The organism is Cryobacterium sp. Hz7, from assembly GCF_004402815.1.
In the GTDB taxonomy this organism is placed as follows: Bacteria; Actinomycetota; Actinomycetes; order Actinomycetales; family Microbacteriaceae; genus Cryobacterium; species Cryobacterium sandaracinum.
In genome coordinates, this window is sequence record NZ_SOFB01000056.1 from 75,452 (window position 1) to 86,851 (window position 11,400).

Genomic DNA, 11,400 nt, shown 5'->3' on the forward strand with positions numbered 1-11,400 from the left:
ACGGGCATCGATGTCCCTCCAGACCCTGTCGGAGTGGCTTCGGTGCCCGAACTGTTTTCTTCCGCTTTCCCCCGCCGAGCCGCTGACGCTGCGCTGCGGGGCCGGTCACTCTTTCGACGTGAACAAGCGCGGATACGTGTCACTGGCAGGCGGTTCGCGCCGGCTGATCGGCGATAGCGTCGCGATGGTCGACGCGAGAGCACTTTTCCTCGAGACCGGCTGGTACGAGCCGCTGCGCAGCCGCCTTGCTGAGCGGGTGGCGGCTGAGAACCCCTCCCGGGTCATGGACATCGGCTGTGGAACCGGATACTACTTGCAGGGGGTTTTCGCGCTCTGTCCAGATGCGCGCGCCCTGGGAATAGACCTTTCCCCCGTGGCGGTCGGGCGCACAGTGAGCGGCCGGGACAACATCGACGGGCTCGTGGCGGATGTCTGGTCCCCGCTGCCGGTGCGGGACGGATCAGCAGATGTACTCCTTAACGTATTCGCTCCCCGGAACCCGTCTGAATTTCACCGGGTCCTGCGCGAAGACGGTCTGCTCGTCGTCGTCGTGCCGCACGCGTCCCACCTGCAGGAGCTCAGGGCGTCCGGTCTGGCGTTGGACGTGCCCGCGAACAAAGTCGAGCACCTGTCCGAGGCGCTGTCCCCCGCTTTCGAACTGGAAACACGGGACGAGTTGTCGTCTTCGCTGCGCCTCAACCCGGCCCAGGTATCCGCTCTGATCGGGATGGGTCCGTCAGCTCACCACACGGATTTCGACGCGCTGACGGTCCATCTCAGCGGCGTGCAGACCGTCACGGCGTCCTTCGAGTTACTCGGCTACCGTCGCATCACGATCTGAAGCCCGGCAGCCACGCGTAGCGTCCCACGACCTGAGCGAATTCGACGGAGATTCTGGCAGAATCGCACCCCGACGGGCCGGAAAGACGCGTATACCGGAGAATCTCCGTCGCATTCGTTCGAGGCCGTGCGGGCGGGAACTGTGGATCAGGCTGCGTGGACCTGGGAAATTGCCCGAACGTGTCACTCCGAAGCGATGTGCCGGGCATGAACACAGGCGGCGCCCAGAACCTGGGTTCTGGACGCCGCCGCTTGTGCCGGAAGCACGTATTCGGTTCGGATCAGCGAGCGAAATTGCCCCGATAGTACTCGTATACCCAGCCGACGAGGCAGATGACCCCGATGCCCAACGCGATGATCGAGATCCACACGCCGACAGCCAGCCCCATGAAGAGCAGAGCAGCACTGGCAGCCAAGAGGATGGGCCACCAGCTCCACGGGCTGTAGAAACCAACCTCAGGGTCGCCGTCGTCGATATTCGCGTCAAGACGATCTTCAGGAAGCTCGCCACCCTGAGCACTGTGCACCCGGCTCAGGTAGAACGCGACGAAGCTGAAGAAGATCGCGCACAGGCCGAGTGTGAACGTCCCCGCCCACTCGATCTTGTTCTGGTTAGGGTCAAGAAGACCCCAGACCACATAGGCCGTCGTGACCACCACGAAGAACCCGCTCAGAACCCAAAGGAGATTGACGTTGGCTCTCATTTACTTCGTCCTTTTCGACGCTACGTCGTACGTGGGGGCATCCGGGGCGTCCTTCGCCGGCCCGATTCCGACTGTCATGGGCGCCTCCGGGTGGTTCAGGTCAAACGCGGGGCGCTCGGACCGGATGCGCGGGATGGAGGTGAAGTTGTGGCGCGGCGGCGGGCAGGAGGTAGCCCACTCGAGCGAGCCGCCGTGGCCCCACGGGTCGTTCACGGTGACCTGCGGTGCCTTACGGGCGGTGATATAGACGTTCAGGAAGAACGGGATCATCGAGATCGCGAGAATGACCGAACCGACCGTGGACAACTGGTTCATCCAGGTGAAGCCGTCTTCGGGCAGGTACGACGCGTACCGACGCGGCATGCCGACGACGCCCAGCCAGTGCTGCACCAGGAAGGTGGTGTGGAAACCGATGAAGAGGAACCAGAAGTGCCACTTGCCGAGGCTCTCATTGAGCATCTTGCCGGTCCACTTCGGCCACCAGAAGTAGAACCCGCTGAACATCGCGAATACCACGGTTCCAAAGATGACGTAGTGGAAGTGCGCGACGACGAAATAGGTGTCCGAGACGTGGAAGTCGAGCGGCGGCGAGGCAAGGATGACGCCGGTGAGGCCACCGAAGGTGAAGGTGACCAGGAAGCCGAGGGCCCACAACATGGGCGTTTCGAAGGTCAGCGAGCCACGCCACATGGTGCCGATCCAGTTGAAGATCTTCACCCCGGTCGGAACGGCGATCAGCATGGTCATCAGGGAGAAGAACGGCAGCAGGACAGAGCCGGTGACGTACATGTGGTGCGCCCAGACCGCCACGGACAGCGCCGCGATGGAGATGGTCGCGTAGATGAGGGTCTTGTATCCAAAGATCGGCTTGCGGCTGAAGACCGGGAAGACTTCCGAAACGATGCCGAAGAACGGCAGTGCGATGATGTACACCTCAGGGTGACCGAAGAACCAGAACAGGTGCTGCCACAGGATGGCTCCACCGTTGGCCGGATCGTAGATGTGCGAGAGGAAAATGCGGTCGGACGCGGCGGCCAGAAGGGCTGCGGCGAGAACGGGGAAGGCCATCAGGATGAGGATCGACGTGACCATGGTGTTCCACGTGAAGATCGGCATCCGGAACATGGTCATTCCGGGGGCGCGCATCGTGATTACCGTGGTGATGAAGTTCACGGCGCCGAGAATGGTGCCGAAGCCGCTCAGCCCGAGCCCGACCATCCACAGGTTGCCACCGACGCCTGGGGAGAACGTCGTACTGGCCAGAGGCTGATAGGCGAACCAGCCGAAGGATGCGGCACCCTGCGGAGTGAGGAATCCACCGACGGCGACGAGACTGCCGAAGAAGAAGGCCCAGAAGGAAAAGGCGTTCAACCGGGGGAAGGCCACGTCGGGGGCGCCGATCTGCAGCGGCATGAGGGAGTTGGCGAACCCGAAGAACAGAGGCGTAGCGAACATCAGCAGCATGATCGTGCCGTGCATTGTGAAGAGCTGGTTGTACTGCTCCTTCGTCTGGACGACCTCGAGGCCGGGGGCGAAAAGCTGTGCGCGGATAACCAGCGCCATGACACCGGCAAGACAGAAGTAGACGAACGACGTGATCAGGTACATGTACCCGATGACTTTGTGGTCAGTGGAGGTGATCCACCGGACGATGACGTTGCCCTTGCGCTCGACACCGGTGGGCCGACGCGGGGCAGTGGGGGCTGCCGGCGCGGAAGGTGCCCTAGTGGTAGTAGTAGTCATGGACTAGTTGCCCTCCTGCTCGGTTGGTGCTGTCGTTCCTGGCAGATTTTGGTTGCGTGCGTAATCGAGGCCGAGCTGGCCGTCGTTGCCTGCAGCACGCAGGGAGTCGATGTACGACTCGTAGTCTGCCTCGGACACGACCTCGACCGTGAAGAGCATCAGCGAGTGATTCTCGCCGCACAGTTCGGCACACTTTCCGTCATAGGTGCCGATGCGCTCCGGGATGATCGACATGTAGTTGGTCTTGCCGGGGATCATGTCTTTTTTGTACAGGAAGTCAACGACCCAGAATGAGTGGATGACGTCGCGGGCGTCGAGCGCCAGTTCAACCTTCTGGCCGACCGGCAGGACGAGCGTGGGGATCTCGGACTGAACCAGCGAACCGGCGGGGCCGTCGACGTCGGGCTGGCCCTGGATGCCGGCACTGTAGACGTCTTCGTTGACGTAGTTGAAGTCCCAAGCCCACTGCTTGCCGATGACCTGGATTTTGACCTCCGGCTCATCGAAACGAGCCTCGATCTCTGCCTGGTCCCGCGCGGTGAAGGCGAAGAAGCCGACCACGAGAATAAGGGGAACGACCGTGTAGAAAATCTCTATCGGCATGTTGTAACGAAGCTGCACCGGAAGGCCGGTCTGACCCTTGCGGCGGCGGTAGACAACGACGGCCCAGATGATGAGCCCCCAGGTGATGAGCCCCACAATCATCAGAACGATCCACGACGTGGTCCACAGCCCGGAGATGCGCTCCGTCTGGTTGGTTACCGCCGGCTCACCCTCGATGAAGCCGGGGAGGTAGCCATGAAGCTGGGCTTGCGAGCAACCTGCGAGAACGAGGGCCAACGACGCTGCGATCGGAATTGCAGCCCATCGGAGACGATGGTTTTTGCGCACCAGTAACCTTTCGGTGAGACTCGACGACACTTAACTGGAAGTGCTTCTATAGACTTCCAGCCTACTGCGGGTGGCACGTTCCGTTGTGCAAGAACCGGCCTCCGAGATAACGAATTCGCCGCCAGTCATAGTATTTGCGGAGATACGAGCCCGACGCGCTTTGTCTGGCGCCGGTGGGTCAGCTGAAGGAATCTCCACATGCGCAGCTTCCGCCGGCGTTCGGATTGTCGATCGTGAACCCCTGCTTTTGAATGGTGTCCTCGAAGTCGATGGATGCCCCGTCCAGGTAGGGGACACTCATTTTGTCAACGACGATCTCTACCCCATCGAAGTCGACGAGAGCGTCACCGTCGAGTAGCCTCTCGTCGAAGTAGAGCTGGTAGATGAGGCCGGAGCAGCCGCCGGGTTGAACGGCAACGCGCAGGCGAAGGTCCTCGCGGCCTTCCTGGGCGAGCAGGGTGCGTACCTTGTCAGCGGCGGTGGCGCTCAGGCCAACGCCATGGGCGGCTGTGCTGGCGACGACTGTGTCGGTCATGGTGCTCCTCAGTGTTCGAGTCGTTTTCACACGGTTTTTCGCGGCGGCTGGATGTCCGGTGGTGGCCACGAAGATTGTACCGACCACAACCGGGAATACACCCTCTGCATTCCCGGATTTCTGCGCTCTCGGTCGGGTCAGCTCCCGGTGCGCTGATTCAGACGGCCGAGTAGGAAGGCCTCACTGAGGATGGCCCGCTTAAACACTCCGAGATGCAGAGATTCGTTGGGGCTGTGCGCCCTGGAATCCGGGTCCTCGACCCCGGTGACCAAGATCTGAGCATCCGGAAACACCCGCACCAGGTCGGCGATGAAGGGGATGGACCCGCCGACGCCGATGTCCACCGGGCTTTCGCCCCAGGCTTCGGCCATGGCGCTCCGCGTCTCAGCGACGGCCCAGCCGTCCGTGTCGACCAGGAAGGCCTCCCCCGTGTCGACGTCATCGATGTCGATTCGGGCGCCGAATGGAGCCTTGGCGTGCAGATGCGCCTCGAGCGCACGGAACGCTTCGTCCGCCGACTGACCGGGAGCGATCCGGGTGCTTAAGCGAACGGTGACGGCCGGGGTGAGCGTGTTCGACGCGTTGGCCACGGACGGCGCGTCGATCCCGGTGATTGTGATGGCCGGCTGGGACCAGATCCGGCTGAGCACCGAGCCGTGACCGATCGGGCCGACGCCGTCGGTGAGCCCGGTTTCCAGGCGGAGCTGCTCCACCGAGTAGTCCGGAGTCGGAACATCGATGCTCGTCAGCCCGCGGACCGCGACGGCGCCGTCGTCGGCGTACAGGCTGTCGAGCAGACGAACGACGGCCATCATTGCGTCGGGAACCGCTCCCCCGAACATGCCCGAGTGCGACGCGTGGTCAAGGGTGCGTACGGTCAGTCGGAACGTGACATTGCCGCGCAGCGCCGTGGTCAGTGCGGGGGTGTTGATGTCCCAGTTGTTCGAATCTGCGACGACGATGGCGTCCGCGCGCAGGGACTCCCGGTTCTCCTCCAGGAAGGTGGTGAAGGACCGGCTGCCGAACTCTTCCTCGCCTTCGATGAAGAGCGCCAGGCCGAGGTCGAAATCGGGTCCTTCTGCTTCCACGAGAGCTCGGATCGACGCGATGTGGGCCATGACTCCCGCCTTGTCGTCCGCCGCACCGCGTCCGTAGAGGCGGTCGCCACGCACGGTCGGTTCGAACGGGTTGGAGTCCCAGTCCGCATCCTGGCCGGGGGGTTGCACATCGTGGTGCGCATAGAGCAGAACCGTCGGGCGCCCGTTGCGTGCCGCGCGCGTGGCCAAAACGGCCGGATGGCCGAGTTCGGCACCGCCCGGGATCCCGGCTCGCTTGATCTCGACCGATTCGAACACCCCGAGGTCGCGGACCAGGACCGCGACGGCATCCGCGCTGGTGGCCACCTGAAGTGCGTCGAAGGCATCCCAGGAGACGGAGGGAATCCGCACCAGGGAGCACAGGTCGGCAATGGTCGTGGGAAGGCCGCGTTCGACTGCCGCACGAAGAGCCGGGGCGGCCGGTGAGATTGCCGGGGGCGCTGTTTCTTGAATATCACTCATCAGGTAATCTTAAGGCAACCAATTGCAAGGAACTGATGTGGCTAAGCCTGTGAACCCAGACGCACAACCATCCATGGAGACCCCGGACGAGACCAGGTCTCGCCTCGCGGCCACCCACCCTGTCGGCAAAGGGCAGGCGACGCCCAGCCGCAAGCAGCAAGAGGCTCTGAATCGGCGCCCGCTTGTTCCAGATGACCGCAAGCTCGCGGCCAAGCAGGCCAGAGGCAAGGCCGCCGAGGCTCGCGAGCGTGCCCGGGTGGGTATGGCTGCCGGAGATGAGAAGTTCCTCCCCGTGCGCGACCGCGGTGTGCAGAAGCGCTTCGTGCGCGACTTTGTCGACGCCCGCTTCAACGTGGGCGAATTCATGATTCCGGTGATGTTTCTGGTCATCCTGCTCAGCGTATTCCCCGACGCGGCCGTGCAGACGTACGGAATCCTGGGCCTGTGGGCCTTCGTCATCGTCGCCGTTGTCGACTCCGTCATCCTGGGCTTTATCGTCACGCGCAAGCTCAATGCCAAGTTCGGCGCTGAGAAAGCCGAGCGTGTGCGCTGGTACGCAGCGATGCGTGCACTGCAACTGCGTGTGCTTCGCCTGCCGAAACCACAGGTCAAGCGCGGCCGCTACCCCGCCTGACGCCGGAACTTCTCACGCGCTCAGGCGGAGAAGGTCCCCGACCTGATCAAGGGCACGCGGAGTTCCTCGTCCGTCAGCGATCCGTGCTGACCGACCATCGAACGTGCGGACTGATTCGGCTCGCGGGAGTCGTAGTAGGCGATGAGCTTGCGTGCGGCCACGATCACGTCGCCGATGCGAGGCAGGACCTCGGGTGCAACACCGCCGAACAGCCCGGACTCGACTGCTTCCGCGCGGCTGAAGACCCAGGCGCGGTGGCCTTCAATACCGCGCCACGTATCGGCGAGGGCCGCGCCTGAGTCGGAACCGAGTTCGGGTTCGAGGTAGAGGTGCAGGCACCGGGGATCCCCGCCGATGTGGCGGACGCCGCCGATGAGTTCGGGGACCGTGTCGAAGAGCACGTGTCTGGTCATCGGGACGTCGATGATTCCGTGGTCGGCCGTGACCAGGAGACCCTCATCGGCTTTCAGTGCGGCTGCGAAGCGGGCGGCCGCGCCGTCGAGGTTCTCCAGCGCGGCCAACCACCGTTCGGACTCCCAGCCGTGCGCGTGTGCGGCCACATCCAGCTCGGGGACGTAGACGTAGACGAGGGCGCGCGGCTCGGTGTCCAGAAGGTGTCGCGCGGCGGCAAACCTGTCGGACACGCTCTCCGCGGGTACGTAGTGCGCGCCGCGAAGCGCCGCCTGGGTGAAGCCGGATGTGGTGTACCGGCGGGGTCCGATGGCGAAACCGGGGATGCCGGCATCCGCGGCCCGTTCGAAGACGGTGCGCGCACGCTGCCAGGTCTCCGGTCGCATGTCGTCGTCCCAGCCGGTCAGCTGGTTCACCACACGGTCCCGGTCGGCGTCTCGGACCCGGTAGCCGACGAGTCCGTGCTGCCCGGGTGCGACACCCGTGGTAAGGGTCGTGATGCCTGCAGCCGTGGTGGATGGGAAGACGCCGTCGACCACGCTGGACTTGGTCAGCAGCGAGTTCAGGAATCGGGCGTGCCCGGGACGGGCTCGGAGGGAACTGACGCCGAGGCCGTCCGCCAGAAGGACGACCGCCTTGTTCGTCTGGCCGAGGTCCAGAATGTTGGAAAGGCCCTCGATCGATGACAGGGAACTTGTGAGAACGTCGGCAAGGCGCAGGGTGCCGAATTGGCGGGCCGGTAGCATGGGGGGCATCGTGCCAAGTCTGACATAGACAGGGCCGGATCGATCCAGCGCCTACCCGACAGCGCGCGTCCCTCAACGCACGCCTCAGCAGAATTCACGAATGAGCCGTTCAGACAGCACCACGCCCGCCACGTTCACCGAGCGCATCGAAGACGTCGATGTCTCCACCGAGATGCAGGGCTCGTTCCTCGAATACGCCTACTCGGTCATCTACTCCCGGGCGCTCCCGGACGCCCGGGACGGGCTCAAGCCAGTGCAACGGCGCATCCTGTATCAGATGAGCGAGATGGGGCTCCGCCCCGATCGCGGCCACGTCAAGTCGGCGCGGGTCGTCGGCGAGGTCATGGGAAAGCTTCACCCGCATGGCGACACCGCGATCTATGACGCTCTCGTGCGCATGGCGCAGGCGTTCACGCTCCGGGTCCCTTTGATCGACGGCCACGGCAACTTTGGCTCGCTCGATGACGGGCCGGCCGCCCCGCGGTACACCGAGGCCAGGCTGGCCGCGCCGGCCCTGGCCATGACGGAAAACCTCGACGAAGACGTCGTCGACTTCGTACCCAACTACGACAACCAGCTCACCCAGCCGGACGTTCTCCCGGCCGCCTACCCCAACCTGCTCGTCAACGGCGCGAGCGGTATCGCCGTCGGCATGGCCACCAACATGGCTCCGCACAACCTGATCGAGGTCGTCGGCGCGGCGCGGCATCTGCTCGCCCACCCAGACGCGACCCTCGAGGACCTGATGGAGTTCGTCCCGGGGCCTGACCTGCCCACCGGCGGCACGATCGTCGGGCTGACGGGAATCATGGATGCCTACGCCACCGGGCGCGGCAGTTTCAAGACCCGGGCGCGGGTATCCGTCGAAGCCATCACCGCCCGCAAGGCCGGTCTCGTGGTCACCGAACTTCCCTACCTGGTCGGGCCCGAGCGGGTCATCGAGAAGATCAAGGACGGGGTCAATTCCAAGAAGCTCAGTGGCATCTCCGATGTCACCGATCTGACGGACCGCACCAAGGGACTCCGTCTCGTCATCGGGATCAAGACCGGTTTCAGCCCGGAGGCCGTGCTCGAGCAGTTGTACCGGGTGACCCCGCTCGAGGACTCCTTCAACATCAATGCGGTGGCCCTCGTCGACGGCGGCCCGCAGACACTGGGTCTGCGGGAACTCCTGCTCGTCTACATCGGACACCGAATCGAGGTCGTGACCCGGCGCTCGGCCTACCGACTGGCCCGACGAACGGAGCGTCTGCATCTCGTCGAAGGCCTACTGGTGGCAATCCTGGACATCGACGAGGTGATCCAGGTCATCCGCGCCAGCGACGACAGCGAGCAGGCGCGCGCCAAGCTGATCGACGTTTTCGACCTGAGCCAGATTCAAGCCGAGTACATTCTCGAGCTCCGCCTGCGGCGCCTGACCCGCTTCTCACGCATCGAACTCGAAACCGAGCGGGATCAGCTGCTGGCGGAGATCGCGGCGCTGAAGAAGCTTCTCGGCAGCAGGGCCTCCATCCGCACCCTGGTGTCCGACGAACTGGCCTCGGTGGCCGAGCGTTTCGGCACGCCGCGGCGAACCCTGTTGACCGAGGCCAAGGCGAGTGTCGCCGGCGCCAACAGCGCCGCCGCCAAGCGGAAGGCCGCCATCCTCGAGGTGACGGACACCCCGACCCGGGTCTACCTCAGCGTGACGGGCAAGATCGCCCGGGTGGAGATTCCGGCCGGCACCACTGTCCAGCCGGAGCGGATCACGCCGGCTCAGAGGCGCAGCAAGCATGATGCCGTCCTGTCCGTTCTGGACACGACCAGTCGCACCGAGATCGGAGCGGTCACCAACCTGGGACGGCTCATCCGCTTCTCCCCCGTCGACCTCCCCTTGCTGCCGCCGACCTCGGTCCAGCTCGGGGCCGGCGTACGCGTGCGCGACTACCTGGCCCTGCCCAACACGGCGGAGAAGATCGTCGCGCTCGTCGCGCTTGATTCCAAGCATTCGATCGTTCTCGGGACCAGACAGGGCATCGTGAAGCGCGTCACCCCCGGCGACTGGGCAAACAAACCCGATTTCGAGATCATCGCGCTGAAGCCCAAGGACATGGTGGTCGGCGCGGCGCAGGGTGCGGAAGACGACGAACTCGTCTTCATCGCCTCCGACTCACAGCTGTTGCGTTTTCCTGCCGGGTCGGTGCGCCCGCAGGGGCGCACCGCCGGCGGTATGGCGGGCATCAAACTGGCCGCGGACGCGCACGTGGTGTATTTCACCAGCGTGGAAGCGCACGGCGCTGCGGCGCTCGTGGTTGCGACCGTCGCGACCGGCAGCCACACCCTGCCCGGAACAGACCCGGGCAGCGCCAAAGTGTCCGACTTCTCCGAGTACCCGGCGAAAGGCCGGGGAACGGGTGGGGTGCGCTCCCAGCGGTTCCTGAAAGGCGAGGACACCGTCTCCGTCGCGTGGGTGGGGCCTCTGCCGGCCCGGGCGGTCGCGTCGGACGGCACACCCCGCATGCTTCCTGAATCAGGGTCGCGACGTGATGCGTCCGGGGCCATGCTCGACTCCGTGATCGGCGCCATCGGCGCCCGGATCGGCTGACGCCCGAGCGCGATCTCCAGCCATGTGCGGAGGGTGGTGCGTTATGGTGGCCAGATGACACACCTCGACGATTCCGTCATTCTCGTCCTCGGCGCCTCGGGGGGTCTGGGAAGTGAAATTGCCCGACTTCTGGCTGCCGGCGGCGCCCGACTCGTCCTGAGCGGGCGCAACCAGGCGAAACTTGAAGCGCTCTCGATTCCCGGAACCCCGCTCGCCGCCGACCTCACCGATCCGGACGCAATCACGACTCTCGTCGCCGACGCGATCAGCGTGAACGGACGGCTCGACGGCATCGTCAACGCGTCGGGGGTCGTTGCCTTCGGACCGGCGATCGAGGTGAGTGATGAGACGCTCGCCGAGCTGTTCGCCGTGAACACGCTGGCACCGATCCGCCTGCTCCGTGCGGCTCGGGCCGCGCTGAGCGAATCCGCAGAGCAGGGGCGAGAGCCCTTTATCGTCACCCTCAGCGGCGTCGTCAGCGAGAGCCCCACTGCCAACCTCGCCGCATACTCGGCGTCCAAGGCCGCCCTCGCTGCCTTCGGACAGGCCGCCGGCCGGGAACTGCGGCGTAGCGGTATCCGCATTCTGGACGCGCGGCCCGGTCACACCGAGACCGAACTCTCCACTCACCCGATCTCCGGAATCGCCCCCCGCCTGCCGGCCGGCTACCCTCCGGTCGTCGTCGCCCAGCGCGTCGTCGACGCCATCATCAACGGCGAACGCGACCTGGCAAGCACATCGTTCCACTCGTAG

At 64.7% G+C, this 11,400-nt stretch carries 10 protein-coding genes; 4 read left to right on the forward strand and 6 right to left on the reverse strand.

Features of this window, described 5'->3' with window-relative positions:
- Nucleotides 1–10 precede the first annotated feature (10 nt).
- On the forward strand, nucleotides 11–841 hold the full coding sequence (locus E3N86_RS14625; protein ID WP_134373788.1) for a methyltransferase domain-containing protein: 831 nt from the start codon (nucleotides 11–13) through the stop codon (nucleotides 839–841).
- A 280-nt stretch (nucleotides 842–1,121) separates the two neighbouring features.
- On the opposite strand, the gene E3N86_RS14630 is transcribed toward E3N86_RS14625, so the two are convergent.
- The 5 genes from E3N86_RS14630 to E3N86_RS14650 form a co-directional block, all read right to left on the reverse strand.
- On the reverse strand, nucleotides 1,122–1,544 hold the full coding sequence (locus E3N86_RS14630; protein WP_104102028.1) for a cytochrome c oxidase subunit 4: 423 nt from the start codon (nucleotides 1,542–1,544) through the stop codon (nucleotides 1,122–1,124).
- On the reverse strand, nucleotides 1,545–3,287 hold the full coding sequence (gene ctaD / locus E3N86_RS14635) for a cytochrome c oxidase subunit I (protein WP_134373790.1): 1,743 nt from the start codon (nucleotides 3,285–3,287) through the stop codon (nucleotides 1,545–1,547). It abuts the gene before it with no gap.
- Between the two features lie 3 nt (nucleotides 3,288–3,290).
- Nucleotides 3,291–4,178, reverse strand: coding sequence for a cytochrome c oxidase subunit II (coxB, locus tag E3N86_RS14640; protein ID WP_104171124.1), 888 nt, complete (start codon nucleotides 4,176–4,178; stop codon nucleotides 3,291–3,293).
- Between the two features lie 178 nt (nucleotides 4,179–4,356).
- Nucleotides 4,357–4,713 (reverse strand): iron-sulfur cluster assembly accessory protein, encoded by a 357-nt coding sequence (locus E3N86_RS14645; protein WP_104102019.1) that lies wholly within the window; start codon nucleotides 4,711–4,713, stop codon nucleotides 4,357–4,359.
- A gap of 137 nt (nucleotides 4,714–4,850) precedes the next feature.
- On the reverse strand, nucleotides 4,851–6,272 hold the full coding sequence (locus E3N86_RS14650) for a dipeptidase (protein WP_134512219.1): 1,422 nt from the start codon (nucleotides 6,270–6,272) through the stop codon (nucleotides 4,851–4,853).
- 73 nt (nucleotides 6,273–6,345) lie between these two features.
- Between E3N86_RS14650 and E3N86_RS14655 the strand changes: the two genes are divergently transcribed.
- Complete coding sequence (locus E3N86_RS14655; RefSeq protein ID WP_104102013.1) at nucleotides 6,346–6,906, forward strand: DUF3043 domain-containing protein; 561 nt, start codon at nucleotides 6,346–6,348, stop codon at nucleotides 6,904–6,906.
- Between the two features lie 20 nt (nucleotides 6,907–6,926).
- Here E3N86_RS14655 and E3N86_RS14660 read toward each other — a convergent pair whose 3' ends face one another.
- Nucleotides 6,927–8,072: an alkaline phosphatase family protein gene (locus E3N86_RS14660; protein WP_198412920.1), complete on the reverse strand. Its 1,146-nt coding sequence runs from the start codon at nucleotides 8,070–8,072 to the stop codon at nucleotides 6,927–6,929.
- A gap of 91 nt (nucleotides 8,073–8,163) precedes the next feature.
- Here E3N86_RS14660 and E3N86_RS14665 point away from each other — a divergent pair, with 91 nt between their 5' ends.
- Complete coding sequence (locus E3N86_RS14665; protein WP_134373794.1) at nucleotides 8,164–10,647, forward strand: DNA topoisomerase (ATP-hydrolyzing) subunit A; 2,484 nt, start codon at nucleotides 8,164–8,166, stop codon at nucleotides 10,645–10,647.
- Between the two features lie 54 nt (nucleotides 10,648–10,701).
- Nucleotides 10,702–11,400 (forward strand): SDR family oxidoreductase, encoded by a 699-nt coding sequence (locus E3N86_RS14670; protein ID WP_134373796.1) that lies wholly within the window; start codon nucleotides 10,702–10,704, stop codon nucleotides 11,398–11,400.